This window comes from Streptantibioticus rubrisoli (genome assembly GCF_024436055.1).
In the GTDB taxonomy this organism is placed as follows: Bacteria; Actinomycetota; Actinomycetes; order Streptomycetales; family Streptomycetaceae; genus Streptantibioticus_A; species Streptantibioticus_A rubrisoli.
This window is the reverse complement of record NZ_JANFNH010000007.1, coordinates 48,820-66,241: the sequence shown is the minus strand read 5'-3', so window position 1 is coordinate 66,241 and position 17,422 is coordinate 48,820. Positions and strand designations below refer to the sequence as shown.

General features: G+C 64.6%; 19 protein-coding genes. 6 read left to right on the top strand and 13 right to left on the bottom strand.

What is annotated here, in order from left to right; genetic code table 11:
- Positions 1–6 precede the first annotated feature (6 nt).
- The gene (locus NON19_RS10545) at positions 7–1,635 is read left to right on the top strand and encodes a recombinase family protein (protein ID WP_255926641.1); all 1,629 of its coding nucleotides are present in this window, start codon (positions 7–9) and stop codon (positions 1,633–1,635) included.
- Positions 1,636–1,814: 179 nt separating this feature from the next.
- On the opposite strand, the gene NON19_RS33370 is transcribed toward NON19_RS10545, so the two are convergent.
- The 5 genes from NON19_RS33370 to NON19_RS10525 all read right to left on the bottom strand — a co-directional run bounded on the left by NON19_RS33370 (position 1,815) and on the right by NON19_RS10525 (position 5,508).
- Positions 1,815–3,161 carry a replication initiator gene (locus NON19_RS33370; protein WP_308213672.1) on the bottom strand — a complete coding sequence of 449 codons (1,347 nt, stop codon included), beginning with the start codon at positions 3,159–3,161 and terminating at the stop codon, positions 1,815–1,817.
- A gap of 226 nt (positions 3,162–3,387) precedes the next feature.
- Positions 3,388–3,594 carry a hypothetical protein gene (locus tag NON19_RS10540; protein ID WP_255926639.1) on the bottom strand — a complete coding sequence of 69 codons (207 nt, stop codon included), beginning with the start codon at positions 3,592–3,594 and terminating at the stop codon, positions 3,388–3,390.
- Positions 3,591–4,928: an FtsK/SpoIIIE domain-containing protein gene (locus NON19_RS10535; protein WP_255926637.1), complete on the bottom strand. Its 1,338-nt coding sequence runs from the start codon at positions 4,926–4,928 to the stop codon at positions 3,591–3,593. The genes NON19_RS10540 and NON19_RS10535 overlap by 4 nt, the downstream gene beginning before the upstream one ends.
- Positions 4,929–4,930: 2 nt before the next feature.
- Positions 4,931–5,137: a hypothetical protein gene (locus NON19_RS10530; protein WP_255926635.1), complete on the bottom strand. Its 207-nt coding sequence runs from the start codon at positions 5,135–5,137 to the stop codon at positions 4,931–4,933.
- Positions 5,137–5,508, bottom strand: a complete 372-nt coding sequence (locus tag NON19_RS10525) for a hypothetical protein (protein ID WP_255926633.1) — start codon at positions 5,506–5,508, stop codon at positions 5,137–5,139. Before NON19_RS10525 ends, NON19_RS10530 begins: the two co-directional genes overlap by 1 nt.
- A gap of 247 nt (positions 5,509–5,755) precedes the next feature.
- Here NON19_RS10525 and NON19_RS10520 point away from each other — a divergent pair, with 247 nt between their 5' ends.
- Positions 5,756–6,544, top strand: coding sequence for a GntR family transcriptional regulator (locus tag NON19_RS10520; RefSeq protein WP_255926631.1), 789 nt, complete (start codon positions 5,756–5,758; stop codon positions 6,542–6,544).
- Between the two features lie 479 nt (positions 6,545–7,023).
- Here the strand turns inward: NON19_RS10520 and NON19_RS10515 are convergent, their stop codons facing one another.
- The 5 genes from NON19_RS10515 to NON19_RS10500 all read right to left on the bottom strand — a co-directional run bounded on the left by NON19_RS10515 (position 7,024) and on the right by NON19_RS10500 (position 10,088).
- On the bottom strand, positions 7,024–7,290 hold the full coding sequence (locus NON19_RS10515; RefSeq protein WP_255926629.1) for a hypothetical protein: 267 nt from the start codon (positions 7,288–7,290) through the stop codon (positions 7,024–7,026).
- Between the two features lie 541 nt (positions 7,291–7,831).
- A complete protein-coding gene (locus NON19_RS33630) occupies positions 7,832–8,086 on the bottom strand; it encodes an SH3 domain-containing protein (protein ID WP_372514082.1) in 255 nt (84 codons plus the stop codon).
- Positions 8,087–8,334: 248 nt separating this feature from the next.
- Positions 8,335–8,790 carry an SH3 domain-containing protein gene (locus NON19_RS10510; protein ID WP_255926627.1) on the bottom strand — a complete coding sequence of 152 codons (456 nt, stop codon included), beginning with the start codon at positions 8,788–8,790 and terminating at the stop codon, positions 8,335–8,337.
- Between the two features lie 264 nt (positions 8,791–9,054).
- On the bottom strand, positions 9,055–9,267 hold the full coding sequence (locus tag NON19_RS10505) for a DUF397 domain-containing protein (protein ID WP_255926625.1): 213 nt from the start codon (positions 9,265–9,267) through the stop codon (positions 9,055–9,057).
- Positions 9,264–10,088, bottom strand: a complete 825-nt coding sequence (locus tag NON19_RS10500; RefSeq protein WP_255926623.1) for a helix-turn-helix domain-containing protein — start codon at positions 10,086–10,088, stop codon at positions 9,264–9,266. Before NON19_RS10500 ends, NON19_RS10505 begins: the two co-directional genes overlap by 4 nt.
- A 322-nt stretch (positions 10,089–10,410) precedes the next feature.
- Between NON19_RS10500 and NON19_RS10495 the strand changes: the two genes are divergently transcribed.
- The 3 genes from NON19_RS10495 (at position 10,411) to NON19_RS10485 (ending at position 13,540) form a co-directional block, all read left to right on the top strand.
- A complete protein-coding gene (locus tag NON19_RS10495) occupies positions 10,411–10,572 on the top strand; it encodes a hypothetical protein (protein WP_255926621.1) in 162 nt (53 codons plus the stop codon).
- A gap of 853 nt (positions 10,573–11,425) precedes the next feature.
- Positions 11,426–12,394 (top strand): radical SAM/SPASM domain-containing protein, encoded by a 969-nt coding sequence (locus NON19_RS10490; protein ID WP_255926619.1) that lies wholly within the window; start codon positions 11,426–11,428, stop codon positions 12,392–12,394.
- A 9-nt stretch (positions 12,395–12,403) separates the two neighbouring features.
- A complete protein-coding gene (locus NON19_RS10485; protein WP_255926617.1) occupies positions 12,404–13,540 on the top strand; it encodes a methyltransferase domain-containing protein in 1,137 nt (378 codons plus the stop codon).
- A 99-nt stretch (positions 13,541–13,639) separates the two neighbouring features.
- Here the strand turns inward: NON19_RS10485 and NON19_RS10480 are convergent, their stop codons facing one another.
- Positions 13,640–14,410 (bottom strand): transposase, encoded by a 771-nt coding sequence (locus tag NON19_RS10480; protein ID WP_255926615.1) that lies wholly within the window; start codon positions 14,408–14,410, stop codon positions 13,640–13,642.
- 32 nt (positions 14,411–14,442) lie between these two features.
- The gene (locus tag NON19_RS10475) at positions 14,443–15,162 is read right to left on the bottom strand and encodes a DUF6082 family protein (RefSeq protein ID WP_255926614.1); all 720 of its coding nucleotides are present in this window, start codon (positions 15,160–15,162) and stop codon (positions 14,443–14,445) included.
- 255 nt (positions 15,163–15,417) lie between these two features.
- On the opposite strand from NON19_RS10475, the gene NON19_RS33625 reads away from it, so the two are divergent.
- Positions 15,418–15,645 carry a transposase gene (locus NON19_RS33625; RefSeq protein ID WP_372514072.1) on the top strand — a complete coding sequence of 76 codons (228 nt, stop codon included), beginning with the start codon at positions 15,418–15,420 and terminating at the stop codon, positions 15,643–15,645.
- Positions 15,646–15,790: 145 nt separating this feature from the next.
- Here the strand turns inward: NON19_RS33625 and NON19_RS10470 are convergent, their stop codons facing one another.
- Entirely contained in the window at positions 15,791–17,089 is a 1,299-nt protein-coding gene (locus NON19_RS10470; RefSeq protein ID WP_255926613.1) for a right-handed parallel beta-helix repeat-containing protein, read from the bottom strand.
- Between the last annotated feature and the right edge of the window lie 333 nt (positions 17,090–17,422).

The following is a 17,422-nucleotide window of genomic DNA, read 5'->3' as shown; positions in this document are numbered from 1 at the left end:
CTAGGTATGAGCGACGAACTGATCCAGCGTGCGCAGTGGGGCCACTTCGACGGTATGAACTTCGCCGTACTGACCCGCCTTTCAACCGAGGAGACAGAAGGCGAGGAGTTAGAACCTGACGGCAAGTCAGCCAACCGCTACATGACCGGCCGGGACATCAAGAGCACGGCCGAGCAGGAGAAGGACAGCCGAGAGTTCATCGAGGCTCGCGGCGGTCGCGTCGTCTTCGTCTACACCGAACCGGACACGTCCGCGTGGAAGCGCAGGCGTGTACGCCTTCCCGATGGACGAGTCGCCTACCGCGTCGTACGCCCCGTGTTCGAAGGAGCCCTAGGCGATCTCAAAGCGGGACGAGCCCCGAACGGCGAACGAGTCGACGGCCTCATCGTGTATGACGTGGACCGGTTGACCCGTGACCCCCGGCATCTAGAAGACGCCATAGAGACGGTCGAGCACTACCACCGGCCGATCATCGACATCACCGGTACCTTGGACCTTCTGACGGACAACGGTCGGGCGATGGCCCGCGTAATCGTCGCCATGGCGAACAAGCAATCGGCGGACACCTCCCGACGAGTGAAGCGGAAGCACAAGGCCATGCAGCAGAAAGGTATCCCAGCAGGCGGAACCCGCCCGTTTGGTTGGAAGGAAGACCGGCGGACGGTAGAGCCCGATCAAGCGAAGCTCATCCGCGACGCTGCGAAACGCCTTATCGATGGAGCCCCGTGGTACGCGATCGTGGCGGAGTGGAACGAGAAGGGAATCGTATCCGCTAAGGGGAAGAAGTGGTCCGTGCGTGTGCTGCAAGAGGTGATGAGTAATCCGCGTATCTGCGGCTATCGTTCTCGAACCGCCGTTGAGTTCAACCCCGAGACAGGTACTGAAAGTTGGAGCATCGTTGCTGTCTACGACGACGAAGGGAAACCAGTTGTTGGGCAGCACCAGCCGATTCTGACGGTCGCCGAGTGGCAGGCGATCACCGCGATTCTTGAAGAGGGGCCGAAGCGCGGCAGTGGTCACAACGCGCGCAAGTACCTTCTGACTGGCACCCTGCGATGTGGTAAGGACAACTGTGGAGCGAAGCTCCGCGCCATGAAGGCACCGCCAAGTCACGGAAAGCCAGAAGGGCATTTCTACTACATGTGCGCGGGCAAGGCCACCGGCCAGGGATGTGGGGGCGTGTCCATAGCCGGACCGCAGACCGACGAATTGGTTAAGAAACTCTTGATTGCACACCATGAGGAGCAAGCCAAAAGGCGTCAGGCTGTCACAGCCGCCGAACCGTGGCCGAAAGAGGAGCAGCTAGCCAGGGTCCACGAAGACATCGAGGACTTGAAGCAGGCCCGCAGGAATCGCCAGATCAGTGCCGAACGGTACTACAGGGATCTGGCCGAGTACGAAGCCGAGGAGCAGCAGCTCAAGAAAGCGCGTAACGCTTGGCAGCGCAAGGCTCTGGCGAACCAAGGGCGCCCCATCGACATTGCCAAGGAGTGGGCACGGCCGGACATCACGCTTGCGGAGAAGCGGGCCTATGTAGAACAAGCATTTACGGCCATTGTCGTTCTGCCGGTTGGTAAGGGCTCACGGGTGCCACTGCGTGAGCGCCTAGTCCCGCTGACCGCTGAAAGCGACTAACAGCAGGATCCATTTAACAGTGCTACGAGGCAGAGGGATAGTGGCGGCGTGACTCGGTGCAATCCGACACCGCTATGCGCAAGAGTGAGTTCATTCGCCGCCACTTCTCATCGGACCATTTGGGAGCCTTCCGGGCATGGTTCCTCGCCCACTCCCAATCCAATGCCTCTTCGTCGCGCTTATGCTGCGACATCGAAACACCTCACGGCCCGCGCGTCTCTGGCGTCATTGCGAGCATGCGCCTGCTGGTCTGCGATGGCTTTCGCGAACCAGGCTTGCCCGAGCGTGTGACCGCTGGTGACGTACCGCCAGGCCGACTCAACGACCACCACTCCCGAAGCCGTTTCGCCCGCAACCTGCCGTTGGTGGTCCGCACGGGCGGAGCGCAGAGCGGTATAGGTGGTGGAGTAGGAACGTGATTTGGTGAGTACGTGGCCGCGAAATCCGAGTGTGTGAGCCCATGCCCGCAGGTTGAGGTCAGCGAATTCGACTAGGCCGCCGAGCCGCCAGCATGCCCTCATGAGTGCCCGTATGTGCGGACTTACGGCTACGATTGATATTTCCGCTAAGGAGGTGACGCGTTGGTCTGTGCCGCCCGCGTCGCCCACGCTTTTCGATGTGTATTTCGCGACGTACGCCGCTACCGTGTCATCGCTTACCACCGCGTCGCCGACCGCTTGTATCGGGTGTACGTCTACTTGTGTGCCCCACTTGACGACTCGGTCGCCGACGGCTGGCGAGTAGGGGGCGTGCACAGCTACCTGCCCAGTGGCCGCTAGGACCGCCTCTTGCAGCCGTTCGGCGGTGCCCCATGGCGGTGGGGGCGTGTCCGGGCCGTCTGGTCCGTCGAGGCGTATGACCGCGTGAAAGTGCACGGCGCCGCGCCGTTGGAACTCCGCGACTTTGGCGAATGACAGTCGGGCGTAGCGCGGGAAATGAGTCTGTGGGATGCCCGCAGCGGTCGCCAGGTGACGCCGTACGGCGTGTGCCCAGCGGGACCACAGCGTGCCTGCCAGGGCATGCCAGAGCACGTGCCCCGCGTAGTCGTAGCAGTCCGGGCACAGCGGCTGGCCGACGCAAGCGTCGGTGTCTTGGTGGGTCTGGCCGCAGCCGAGCGGGCGCCCGTGATCGCACAGGCCGCCGTGGCGTCGAGGATGGCACCGGCCGTCCGCACGGTGCACCCTGCCGAAGGACGGAGCTGTCAGCGTCACGAACAACCGGGGATGCTCTCGGACTTCGGCCGGGACACCCTTACCGCCGGTCAGGCCCGAGCGCACCAGGTGGTACGTGTCGCCAGCGTGCAGGTAGGAGCACGGCTCACAGCGCGAGGACCGCCGGTTGTTGCACCGCAGGGCAAGCCGCCCGGCAGGCTCGGATTCGGTGGAGTAGCGCCGAATGATGTCGCCGGATACCGGGTCAGCCCAGGTGGTATGCCCGGATAGGTAAATGGGGTGTGCGCAGCCGCCGGTAGCGCGTATTTGTTCCAGCCACCGGCGAAAGCCCGGCTCGTTGGCTACGCGGACCATATCGGCGATGGTGGGGGAAAGCGTGCGCTGGCGCTCAGTCTGTTCGAGAACTGAGCGCCGCGCTTGAGTGTCGATGTGGGGGTTACCGATCACGGCGGAGACCTTCCAAGAGGAGCGCCCCAACGCACGGCGCGGAGACTGGAATGGGGTGGGGAAGCCATGGGTTCCTTGTCGGTCGCGGAGGGCAAGTCCCCGCCGCACGTGGACAGTTGGCGCGTCCCCCCGTTCAGGGGAGGAAGAGATGCAAGATTCCGTTGACGACCCAGGCGACGCCGTAGCCCACGGGGGTCATGCCGATTTCGAAGAAGAAGACGCCGATGACGACGACCATCCATACGCGGATTTCCTTGCTTCGTACGGCCATGAACCAGATAGTGAACAGGACGATCTCAACGACGTAGATTTCTGCCGGGTTGAGGGGTGTTGTTTTCATTCCGCCTCGATTCCTTCTGCTGTGGCGGATACAAGTGCCGGGAAGTCCGGCCGAAGGTCTGCGTGTTGGGCAGCGATAGCGCGCGCCTCATCGGTGGTGACCATGTGGGAGCGAGCCCGCAGCCACCGGCCGCCAATGGTGGTGATCGCCACCCCTTGTTCGTGCTCGGTGATCATCTGGGCGGCGTCGACGGCGTCTGGTGCCATGTCGCCGAGTGCCATTTCCGCCGTCGTCGGATCGTTCACGCGGTGCGCTATGCGTCCGGAGAGTTGAGCCCGCAGCGCCGTTACTCCGGGACCGAGTTCGGCGCCGAATCGCTGACCGGCGACCACGAGGTGAAGTCCGAGAGCGGCGCCGAGTTGTGCCAGCCGCAGCAGCAGCACCGAGCACGCCGTGACCTCGTCTCGGGCTTCCCTGGATCCGTCCGACAGGTACAGCTCCGCTATCTCATCCACGACCAGGACCAGGGGCACCGGGCGTTCATCGTCGCTCAACTCCCAGATGTTGCGCACCCCGGCTATCCGGCACACGGCCATGCGCTTGTCCAGCTCTGTGGCCAGCGCATCGAGGAGCGATCTGGCCTGTTTCCGGTTGATGGCCAGCGCGGACAGTCGGGGGAGCCATGGCGACAGTTCCAGCCCGCCTTTACAGTCGATGCCGACCAGGGCCACCGGTTGTCCGGCGAGCGCGACCAGCAGTGCACCGAGCCAGGTGGATTTGCCGGATCGGGTAGCGCCGACGACCAGCCAGTGAGCGACCATCCGGAAATCGATCAGCCAGCCGCCGCCGCTTTCCAGGCGACCGACCCGCGCGACCAGCAGTCGAGGAGGTTGCGCCCGCTCGGTTTCCTCGGTCGCCGCACCGGCCAGGGGATCGCGGGCGGTGACGGTCAGCACCACGTAGCCACGTTCCGGGGAGCTGACACGCACCCCGTAGACCGCCCATGCATGTGCCAGAGCGTCTACCGCCCGATAGAACGGGGATGGTGTTTGCCCGGCATGCAGGCCGATGCGGACGACCAGGCCCCCGCGGGTGGGCCGAGGCAATCCCAGTCGTGGCGGGATCTGCCGCAGCGCACTGCCCTGGACGACCAGGCCCCCGAGAACCCCCCGGTTCCCGCGCGGGGATATGGACAAGTCATTCAGCAGGCAGGTCTGACGCCATGTCAGCCGCATTCGGATCACGGTTGCCGGGTAGCCGAGCAGGTACCAGCGCCAGGGGATACTCCGCACGTCGATACCGCGCCCGGCGAGCCAGGGTTCCCAGCGCCGTCGCGTCAGGTAGGCGACCGCCGCCAGGACGAGGACGACGAGCCAGAGATAGTGCGCATCCATGGCTAGTCTCCCGCGTCCGAGGCTCGGATCCGCGCCAGCAGCAGCCGCGCACGCTCCGAGGCGTCTTCACCGCGTTGCCCCACCAGCGACAGCAAGAACTGGACGGTAGCCAAGTCGGTTTCCGTCTCCAGAAGCGCCCGACATCCGGTCAGCGACCGCAGGTCGTCCATGAGGACGTGGAACTGATGTTCATCGTTGGGGGTCAGCATCAGCCATCACCCCCCTTGCTGCCCCGCGCGGTCGGAGCGGAGGTAGGTGGGGTGCTGGGGGTGGCGGGGGTGATGTCCGCCGCCGACCAGGTAGCGCCAGACCGCCCGTCTATCGTCCAGTCGTTATGCCACAGGTCCGTGATCGTGACCGGCATGCCCACGGTGATGCCCTGTGGTTCGCCCGGGACGACGATATCGATCGTTTCAGATTCGATGCGGTTGCCTTTGGTCGCGGTGACCGCAACGGTGACCAGCCACTGGACGACACCGTCCGCATCCTTGCGCGGACGCCCCGCCTGATCTGTGCGCTGACGCGGCGGGACCATGCAGAGCGCGGCATCAAACCGGTCCGCCGCTATCGGCTTTTGCATGTTCTCTCCCTTCCGGTAGGTCGGGCCGAAGCCCTACCCGCCTAACGTGTCCACTCGCCCACAGGTTCCCTGGTCCACTGGTCCCCTGCCTAAGATCGCCGCTATCCCCTGCCTAGGTGCGCCAGGTGCGCCCCCCATGCGCCCGTGTGCAGGTCTAGGCGAGCACCTATCCTGTCCCCTGTGTAAGTGGAGAAGCGCGCCTTATGCCACGTAGGTCTGACACCCCGCCCGAGGAGGCATCCGCGTCGTGGAGCTACAGCCGCCAGTCGCACGGTTCCAGCAGATCGCCAGCTACTACGCTGACGAGATCGCAGCCGGTACCTACGCCCCCGGATCCCGTCTCCCCTCAGAGTCGGAAATGATCGCCAAATGGGGTGTCAGCAAGAACACCGTTCGTTACGCCCTCCAGGAGCTGAGAAACCGAGGGCTGGTGGAGCGGCAGCAGGGCCGAGGCACCTTCGTGCTGGCAGGTTCCGCCCCGGCAGCGACGATCACGCGCCAGATCACGCGCACCGGCCGCCGCCACCAGGAGCACGGCTACACCCAGGTAGGCGAACCGAAGGTAGAGCGCACGGTCATTGACGGTATGTCAGCGTCATTCCTTGGGCGGGATCCGAACGACGAGGACGAGGCTCTAAGGGTGACCCGGGTGTTGGTGGACGATGCAGGGCATCGGGCACTGCATGCGCTGATCATTCCCATGGATCTGGCGACCACCGCACCCAGCGTGATCAACACCCCGACCATGCCCGTAACCGAGCTCTACACCGAGCTGCGGGACGCCGGACATGAGGATCTTGCGTGGACCGAGTACGTGACTGCGAGGCCCGCGCTACCGGATGAGCAGGTGGCAATGGCCCTGGGCGATACAGGCCCGACGGTTTTGATCACCTACCGCGTCACGCACCACGACGAACGACCGCTGATAGCGGAGCAACTGCGCTGCTCCGCCGCTCGCACCTCCCTAGCGTTCCCTCTCACCGCGACCAGGACCAAGGCCAAGCGCCCGCGCAAGGCCGAAGGCGCAGCGGAGTAACTTTTCTCTACTTACTCAAGGGCGCGCGCCTTACGGCGCGCGCCGCCCGCCCCGACGCCCGCCCGGCATGCGACGTTCCGCCGTTCCGGTCGGTCGCCGGGGCGTGCGTCGCGCGCGAAAGCCACCACCCGAGCAGTACGAAGCCCCCGCCAGCATCAGCCAGCGGGGGCGCGTTGTTCCCTATCGCAGTGCAGGACCTAGGGCGGCGACCACCAGGCCTGCGCTGTCGGGCGTCAGCGGTTGCACGTGTCTGCGTGCTGCTGGGCGGTAAACCGGCTCGGTTGAACGCCCGTGATCAACTTCCGCGTCCGGCAGCCGTCGCAGCGGAGAAACTCTCCCCGCGTCGTCACCTCTACCCATACCCGGTGACCGGCTCGGTTCTTCCAGGTCATGTCGTTCCTCCCGTCCGGAGTGGCACCGCGGATTCCGCCCCCGCCGGGGGGTTGGGTGTTGGGGGCAGTAGGTGAGTCACACCCGACTCATTTCGGGCAAGTCTCCATCGACACCAGGTAAGCCACGAGGAGATCCGCAGACCGGGCGGTGAGTTTCACCCACGGCCGTCCCGACGCGCTCATATGCGGTCGCAGCCGTACCGGGTGGCCCTCAACCTCAATCCCCGCTTGTTCCAGCGCACGCATCAGTCTTTCCGCTGCTGTCTGCGCTTCCGCCCATCGTTCGGCGTAGTCCACCTCAGGGCGGTACTCGCCATCATCGAAATCTTCCTGCCAGGTGGCCGCGCCGTCCACCGCAACACTCCCATCCCAGGACCCCCCACGGCGCCCCGGAGTCGCTGATGATGCCGCGCCGCCGCGCCGTCCACGCGCTCAAGGCCGCATCAGGTAAGGCGAGTTGACGTCCCCTAGCCGGTCACACAGACCTCAGGGGAATCTCAAATCGTACGCCTCATACCGGCCACTGACGAGGGCTAGTCGTGATTCATATCCTTCTGACCAGCCGGTTTTCCCCTACGCGCCGCCAACAGCGTGCAGGCCGACGCGTGCTGACCGGAACCGGTTGCGCTCGCTTCGCGTGACACGCACGTGCGCACCTGCGGACCGTAGGCAGCACTTCCGGTTGCGGAGTCTCGGGCGGTACCGGCCGTGACGAAAAAACCATGGAGGAGTGGTACCTACCGGCGGGGGTGCAGGTGGCACACGCGCGCCTGCCCGGTCGGCACACCGTATCGCCGTGGTTGCCTGTCTTGGGCTGAGGCATCCAGCGGCACGAAGTTGGACCAGGCAGACGAGGACGAGCAACACCGGCTGCGGCCGATGCCGACGAGGAGCCCTAGCCGCAGACCCCACCCGTAGGCGTCGAGGGGGCGCAGGCCAAGTAGCCATCCCACACCCAACCCGCCGACCCAGCAGGCAGCCCGCCAGAGCTTTCAAAGGTGAGGTAAACCCGCGCCCAACTCCCCGATGTGGTCAGGACTTCCACCGAGTCACCGCTGTACAGCAACCCGACGACCGAGCCAGAACCCGCACCCGAGTGCAGCCTTACGCCGTCCGTATCGATCTCAGTCGTATAGGTATCGCGCGGCATCAACCGCTCATGGTGGACCACCACAGCGGACGCAGCAGCCGGAGCGACAGCGTTCGCTGGAGCCACCCCCAGACCCAACGCCACCAGCACCACAATGGCCGCCCCCACAGCGCTCACACATGTACGAACAAAACGCACTGCTACCCCCTTGATCGTGGATGTGTGGCGCCGAGACCCGCCCGGCGCCACACGTAGACAGTCAGAGGACTGGTCCCCTGCCTAAGTTGGGGCGAAGGAGGAGGCCCACCTCAGTCGTGACCGGCCACCGGGTTGCCCGGACCGTAGTAGCCATCCCCAGACACCGTGCTGGGAGTGCCGACATAGGCCGCGTAGACCCAGCCGACCGCCCCGGAGTCCAGACCGCCCGCGCTCGCTTCGGGAAGCGACACCTCATACCAGGTGCCGCCGTCCATGTCGGTGCTTGAAGCGATCACGTTGACCTGATCACTGGTGTACAGCAGCCCCTCAACGTCACCGTTCAAGTTGCCAGCCGTACGCAGCCGCAGACCGTCCACCAGCACCGGCACCGGAGCGCTGATCTCCCCGGCAGCCGGACCGGCCACCAGCGAGCTGCCCCCATCGGAAGGCATAGCGGCTACGGCCGGAATGGCCACGGACCCGACCAGGCCCAGACCGGACACCACGGCGCCAACCAGGACCAGCCCCCGTAGGCGCTGACGCACCGTCACACTTGTTCGTCGCACAGAACACCCCTTGAATCGCCAGCGAACGCCCCTTGTGGCGCACGCCCAGGGAGATCCAGCTTGCAACTTAGGCAGGGGAGCAGTCAACAGGCTACCTGGTCCCCTGCCTAAGTATCGTGGTGCCGCCGAACCGACTGGACTCCGGCAGGCCGCCCCTTCCGCCGCTTACACGCCATGCAAGGAGCCCCGGATCGCCACAGAGACGACCGAGGCTCCGTGATCCCTCGACTACTCGGGGCGGGAACGTCAATGCCTACATCTGGATCAGCTTGTCGACAGCTCCCCACTCTTCACCGCGTCCGCGAACTGCGCCCAGGCCGACGCCTTGAACGTCAGCACAGGCCCAGCGGGATCCTTGGAGTCGCGAACGCGGACGCCGGAGGGCTGCGCAGCAACCTCAACGCACTGTCCCCCATTGGATGAGCTATAGGACGACGTGATCCAGATAGCGGTATCAGTGTTTTGGGCATTGCTCATGACGTGTATTCCTTGAGTAGACTCTGGACAAAATGAATCGAATCGTCAGGTGACATGGCGTTCGCTCGCAGACGATCATAGTTTTCCATGGCCCTGTCGACAGCTTCCGGTGAGCGGTAAAGCCTCCCCCCTTGAACATCTTCCGCGTACAGGATGGCAGGCTCACCGGCAAAGGTCAGCACTGTGAATGGAAGCGAGTGAGCAGCAGCGGCACCAGTCGAGTGCCGGATGATCTGTATGTCGACCCTTGGCCCCGAGGCCCACGTGACAAGGTGTTCAAGCTGGTCAGCCATGGTGCGTCGGCCACCCACAGGAGTCCGTAGACATGCCTCATGCAGGACGACCCACAGCAGTGGTGGCCTGTCCTGCTCTAAGACTTCGCGTCGTCGAACTCGCGCCCGCGCCAAGCCCTGAATCCGCTCTTCGGACTCACGAGCACGCCCCGCACGGTAGATTGCCCGGGCGTAATCTTCCGTTTGCAGCATGCCCATAATCTGCGTCGCTGAAAAGTCCAGGACGCGCAAGGCTTTTCGTTCCAGCTCTAGATACGAAACAAACCATGTGGGACTGTCTCCCTCCTGGATATGGTTCCGTAAGCGCCTAAATAGACCGTTCGTTCCAAACGCCAAGTCGCAGGCATCGGCGAACTTTTGAGAAGGCATGATCGTGCCGGACTCAACCTTGCTCACGTACCCCTCGGAGTACCCGGCAATAGTGGCTAAGTGCTTCTGCGTGATCTTCCGCCCCCGGCGGACCTCCCTGACCTCAACTCCGAACCGCTCCAGCGGAGTCAAGTTTTCGGGCCGACCCTCCCCAGCCATCCCCTGACCTCCCCTTACGGCGCCCTAGACAGGCACGAATCCCTGCCAGGACTTGAACGATGGGATTCAAGTCTTCCTAGGCTACTGCGCCTGTGGTGAGTTGGTGACCCTCAGCTACAAGAAGGACCCCGGCGACCGTGCGACCGGTCCCGGGGCGTGGCCAACGCTAGCTAGGAGCGTCAACATGCGTGAGTTTATCGCTTGTTGGTTTGGGCGGGTCAGGGCTTGGTCCGCTCCCCGCCCGCCAGGCCGTCACGCCCGTGCGCACCAGCGTTCCGCCGAACCCGTGAAGCCGTCTCAGGTAACACGGGTACCACGTCGAATGGCAACGCTGCTGGACGGGGAAGCGCTGCCCATCGTCCGCCCGTACGTGCTCGCTCACGAGCAACGGCAGCAGCGGCAACGGCGACGTGCCCTGATGCTGGCAACGATGGGCGTAGACGTAGGCCCGCACACCATTCTCGGCGTGGAGGTGGCGCGGTGAGCACTCCGGCGCGGACGGAACCACCCCTTGAACCCGTGCCGGTAGAGGGGTGCGACGTGTGCGGCGCACTGGCCCGGCAACGAGAAGCAGCTCGGACTGCGGGGAGCCCGATCACCGTCCGGCAGTGCAGCCAGGAGCTTGCCAATCACCCGCACAAAACCGCGAACCGCTGATGAGTATGGATGACCGCATGCCCACGCATGACGTCTTCGCAGACGCCGTGTACGAAGGGTCTCCCCAGGGGTGGTGGACGGAATACGGAGGAGCCCTGGACGTGCGTTCCGGTGTCGTCTCCCTACCCGGTCCCTACCACCCGCCGTGCCTGCGCGGCTGTGAGAGGTGCAGACCACACAGCGATAACCAAGGCCATACCGCCCACCGTTGACCCCCCGTCTCTGCCGGATGGACCCGAAACCCCCGGTGCCCCCCGGGGGATCCGGCAGAGATGGGGCACCAGGAAGGAACGACATGTCAGTTCAGGAACTTCTGAACTTGACTGCTCCCCGTGCCGGGCAGGTAGACCCCGGCGCTTGTGTCCAGTGCGCGAAGCTTTGCAAACAGATTCGGAAGCTAACCAAAGCCCGTGACGCGGATGGAGTCGCAGCGACCACCGAGGCCATGCGCTTGCACAAGCAATACGGGCACCCCGAGGACCTCCGCCGGATTGCCAGCGATCTTCCCGGACCGGACCCCAAGATCACACGGAGCTGATCGGGAGCAAGACGCCCGTCCGGCCATTCCTCGGTCGAGTGAGGACGGGCGCAGTACCCGCCCCGGTCGTCGGTCTGGATTCACGGGCCGGGGCGGGTCAGTAAGTGCAGTGCACCACTCCAACAGGGAGGGATCACGCACCATGACAGGAACGACAGCGATCGACCTGCGGACCGGCAAGTCCCTGGTCAGTGACGAACTGTTCGACAGCACCGCCAGGCCCGTGACGTTCCTCGAACTGGAGATCACCGGGAACTGCCAACTCACTTGCCCCTCGCACTGCTATGCCCAGGCAGGCCCGACGCAGGGGCACGGCACCATGACTGACGAGGACTGGAAGAAGGTGATCCACGATGCCGCTACCTTCGGCGTGAACCATGTCCAGTTCATCGGTGGTGAGCCCACCCGGCGCCCCGGCTGGGAACACCTGCTGCGCTTCGCCCTCGACTTGGGGTTGACCGTGCAGCTCTACAGCAACCTGTACCGGATCAAAGAGGAGTGGTGGGAGCTGCTGACGCATCCCAAGGTCACGCTGGCTACCTCGTATTACTCCGACCAGGCCGAGGAGCACGACCGCGTGACCGGTCGGACGGGCAGCCACGCGAAAACCCGTGCGAACATCACCGAAGCCGTCCGGCGCCACATCCCGATCAAAGTGGGGATCGTTGACATCCTCGACGGGCAGCGTATCGACGCCGCACGGGCCGACTTGGAATCCCTCGGCGTCACCGAGATCCAAACCGACCGCGTACGCGGCGTGGGAAACGCGACGAAGGTTCTCCCGTCCGTCAGCGAGTTATGTGGGAACTGCGCGAACGGCCGCGCCGCCGTCATGCCCGACGGTACGGTGACGCCGTGCGTACTCGGACGCTTCCTCCCGGCTGGATCGGTGAAAACCGAGAGCCTGGCCGGGGTGCTGTCTGGCTCACAATGGGCGAAGGTCGCCGCGTCCATCCCTCGCCGCACCCCAGCGTGTGCACCGGATTCGTGCACGCCCAAGGAAGACTCCTGCCAGCCGTCACCGGGGATGACCGGCGCCTGCACTCCTGCGGACTCTAACGACTGTGATCCGTCCCGTACTCCCGCGTGCAACCCCAAGTACGACAGCTAGGAACTGCTAATGGACTGGGAACCACGAGCGCGGCAACTCGCCTCCGAGACCGTTCACTCCTGCTCGCGCTGGTCCGGGCCGATCGTCACTACCCCGCGTCATGTGTTCGTGCCCCGGTGGTGGGAACGCCACGGCGACGATATGGCCTTGCGCATCGGTGAGGATGATCCCGAAGCGTGGATGGCGAGGGTCTACGCCAACGAGACGATCGTGACCAGGATCGGCCCGCACCACGCCGACCACGCAAACCCCGAAGATCACCCCGTAGGGCTGCCCACCTCGTCATCCACCCTGCCAGGTCTGCTGGTGCAGATGTACCGGCACGCCATGCTCACCGAGGGAGTGAAGGTTCTCGACGTGGGCACCGGCACCGGATACGGAACGGCCCTACTGGCGCGCCGGTTCGGTGCGGAGCACGTTACGGCCGTGGATGTCGACCCCTACCTGACCGAGGCCGCGTCGAAGCGCCTCGACTCGATCGGCCTCTATCCGACTGTGCGCACGGTGGACGCTACTGGCGACCTCCCCGGTACGTATGACCGAATCATCGCGACCGTCTCTGTACGCCGCATTCCCGCCTCCTGGCTTGCCGCGCTACGGCCCGGCGGTCGGTTAGTGACGACGATCGCCGGTACTGGCGTAATCGTCGTGGCCGATAAGACGGAAGACGGCGGCGCGTTCGGCCACACCGCCCCAGAGGGCGCCGGGTTCATGGCCACTCGCCACGGCGACGACTACGACGACCACCTCAGCAAGGTATGGGACAAGGCCAAGGACACCGACACGGCCGGAGAGGAGATCACCACTAGCCGGTACCCGCTACTGTTCCCGCCGGACGATTGGGCCGTGTTCTCCATGCTCCAACTCACCGTTCCCGGGATCGACTTCTGCAAGGCTGAGGAAGACGACACGCGCACGGTGTGGCTGCTGCACGAGGACGGCTCATGGGCACGCGCCACGGCCACCGGGTTCCTCGACTCCCCCAAGGTGCACCAGACGGGACCACGACGCCTGTGGGATGAGTTCGAGCGCATCCGCCACCGCCTCAACCGGGAAGGCACCCTGCCCGTCTACGGGGCCACAGTGCGGATCACCCCGGACGGACAGACCACACTTGCCCGAGGCGGCTGGAGCGTGACCCTGTAACCGGCGACGGGACACGTATCGCGGTTCGCCTAAGGGTTGCCCCGCAAACGATCTTCTACGGGTTGAGGGGTGCGGTGGGCCGACCGGTGGGATCTGTTCCTACCCCGTGAGGACGAGGTTGTGCAGGCGGGCGATGCCGCGCATGGCGTGGTGGACTCCGTCGCCTTTCAGGCGGCAGTCGCGGAGGATTTTCCAGCCCTTCATGCGGGCAAAGGCATGCTCGACACGGGCGCGGACCTTGCGGTGGGAGGCGTTGTGTTCCTCTTTCCACGCCGGCAGTTCGGTCTGACCGCGCTCGCGGCGATGCGGAATCACCAGTCCGGTGCCCCGGTAGCCGCCGTCTGCGATCACCGTGGTCTTGCCGACGGCGTCCTTGACTCCGGACAGCTGCCACGCCTTGCAGTCGTTGCGGTTGCCGGGTAGCGGTCGACCGACCACGACGACGAGTCGGCTGTCGGCGTCGATCACGACCTGGTGGTTGGTGGAGTACCGATAGTTCTTGGACTGCTCGGCTACCTCGTGGTCACGCGTGGGCACGAGGTAGCCGTCCACTATCAGCACGGTGTCTTTGGAGAACCGGCGCCGCGGCTGCAGGGACATCAGCGGGCCGAGGTGGTCGATGATCCGGTCTGCCGCCGACTTCGAGATGCCGAACAGCAGGGCCAGCTGGCGCATTGTCAGGTTCGTGCGCCAGTAGGCCGCGACCAGCAGCACTCGGTCCTCAAGGGACAGGCTCCAGGGCCGTCCCCTGCCAACCGCGTAGGCCCCCTCGCTCCGTAGCGCGGTCACCAACTTCCCGAAGCAGCGCGGGCTCAGACCCGAGAACGGGGCTATCCAAGACGGCTCCGACGCTGTAATCACACCAGTCACACCGTGATCATCCAACCCGTGGATGACAGCCTTTAGCGTCGGCTGCGCAGGAGGGATCCGAGCGCCAGGCCAGCGCCCAGGCCGATCAGGGCGCCGACTGACGTCCGCCATGCGGGCGCTGCTCCGGCGACGGGCACGTCAGGTGGACGAGGTGCGACGGCCGACGGCGTTGGTGGTCCGGCAGCGACAGCGCGAGCGTGCTCCTCGTCCACGATGGCCAGGAATCGACGACCGATACGGCTTCCGGACGAGCTGGCGGTCCATGAGATCTGGGCCCTGCTCCAGTAGTGCCGCCCAGCCTCTCCGGTGAACATCCCGGCCAGCATGTCCCGCAGGAGAGGCTCGCGAATGGTCCCTATTTCGAAGCCCATCCACGCGTAGTTCATCATCAGATCGGCATAGACATGCCGCTTGCGGTCATGGGGATCGGCAATGTCCGTGGCGCCCCAAACAGGCTGGTAGAGCGCCATGTCATCAAGTTCCAGGCGGACCAGCTCAAGGTAGTAACTGCGGATTCCCTGGACCTGCTCCGCCCTGGCCTGGCGGTTCTGAACAACCAGCGAAGCAGCGACGCCGGCCAACGCGAGGGCCGAGACGATCGCCGACGTGAAGCCGTACGCCGCGCCGACCTGACTCAACCTGTTCCAGTCCACCCCCTTGGAGCCGGAGATGTCCTCCAGTACGAATGGCGACAACAGCAGCGCCGCCAGCACGGCCGCCGCAGCGGCGACCAGCCCCAGAGCTCTGCCCACCCGGCGAGCCACTGCTACTGCAGCTACAGACCGATGACGAGCTATCAGGTAAATCACCCCCAGGCGAGCCTGTCCCAGTGACTAGGCCGAGCCAGGGGGCAGCCTACGTGCAGCCCGTCTACTCGGCATCGTTCGCCTGCACAAGGTCACCGTCGCCCGCCGGAAGAACGCCGCCACACTGACCGAAGATCGTTTACGGGACAGCTCTTAGGCAGTTTCGTTTGGATCAGCCGGTCGTCTGTGTGCCATTAGCTGATGGGCAGTGGGCGGCGGATCGAGCCGTTGCTCCCGGACCGTACGCCGAAGCGGGGTGGCCGGTGGCGTGATCACCGTGAGGTAATCGACGCGATCGCCTTCAAGTTCCAGACCAGAACGCAGTGGGTCCACCTGCCGGAGAGCGCTACGGCAACTGGCGGGGCGTCCACAACCGACTACGGATGTGGGCTGTCGATGGCGCCGGGGAGGGTGTGTTCACCGCACTGATGGCCCAGGCCGACGCGAACGAGGACCTGAACTGGGCAGTCTCCGTGGAGTGTCCACGCTCATGTGCGCGCACCAGTACGCGGCCGGGGCCCGCAAAAGGGGCTCCGGCTGGCGAGCTGGTAGTGGGCAGGGGACGTTGCGATCACTAATCATCGCAGCCCGGGACGGGATTTGGACTTGGGGTGCAGTTAGTTGGGGAGTTGGCGACGATGGTGGAGAAGGTGTTCGTGACGGTTCCCGCGTTGTACACACCACCCGGCGCCGTGTCGGAGGAGTTTTCCCTAATGGCGCTGGAACTGAGGTGGGCGGTACTGCCGACACCGTTGAAGAGACCCCCGGCTCGGCCTCCGGCAGTATTGCCGCTGATGGTGCTGCCGTTCAGGGCCAGAGTCCCGTTGAATTCGTTTCGGATGCCTCCGCCGTCGCCGCTTGTGGCGGAGTTTCCGGAGATGGTGGTGCGGTTGATGATCAGCGTCTCACTGGTGTTGAAAGGGCCGCTCCAGATCCCGCCACCGCCAGGGTGGTTTGTTCCTGTTGGCACTCCATTTGCGCGGTTTTTTGTGATGGAGCTGGCCACGATCGTAAGCGGCCCGCCATCGTGGTCGATCCCTCCGCCAGCGAAAGCGGACGTATTTCCACTGATGACCGTCTCTGTGATGAAGCCGACGCCGTCGTCTTGGTCGTAGCCACCTCCTCCGCCGCCGACCTGGGGCGTACCCGCGGTGTTGTTGGTGAGCCTGGACCTGGACAAGTTGGCGTTTCCGCCGGGGTTGTCAACGCCTCCGCCGCGCTGGCCAGCAGTGTTGCCGTCGACCGTCGTGCTCTGAAGGACAGCGGTGCCAGCGCTGATTTCCACTCCTCCTCCGCCGTAGCCAGCAGCGTTAGTGAGCACCTTTGAGTGAGTCAGCGTCAAAGTCCCAAGGCTATCGATGCCGCCTCCTGTACTGAGGGGCGAAAGGCTGGAGTTGTGGCTTACTGTTGAGTGCTTCAGCGTGATCACGCTATCCGAAGCGTTGTAGATACCACCACCGTTGGAACTAGCGGAATTGTCGCTTACTGTGACGTGGGCCAGCGTGATCGTGCCGCCATTGTTGTAGATTCCGCCGCCATTACCGGAGTTCACGCTGCCATTGTTGATTCCACGGGTGACAGTTAGGTTCTTCAGTCCCAACCGCACGCCTGCGGTGTTGACGGACACGACGGTGCCGGAACCTCCGCCATCGAGGACGGCATCTTCAATGCCGATCAAGGTCAGATCCCTGTTAACGGAAAAGTTGCCGACGCAGGTTCCCTTCACCAGCAGTTTCGCCCCAGGAGGAGCGGAGGAGATCGCGGACTGCAGGGCACTCGGATTGTCGTGGCAGTTCACCACGGTGCCTTGGTGGGCCGCAGCCGGTCCCGCCCCTGTCAGACCGCACGCCATCGCCATCGCCGTCGCGGCCATTCCCCGCCAGCACGCGACCCGCTTCGCCGCTTGCACAAACATTCCACATTCTCCTCTGTTCAGCACACGGCGGTACGCTCGACGGACTTGCCTTGCTTTCGCCCTCCCGCTAGGAGTCCCGCTTGTACCCCTGTCCGGGAAAAGTGTTCTCGCTCTGCGCATGGTGGCACCGGAAGCGACCGCAATATCCTTCCAATGGCCGCACCACCTGATAACCGATACGGCACAGAGGGCATTTGTGAAGCACGGCCTCGCACCAGGTGAAACCGCCGCCGCCTTGCAATCGTTGCGGTTGCCTGTGACCGGCCGATGCGATCAGGTCGGCAGCGCCAT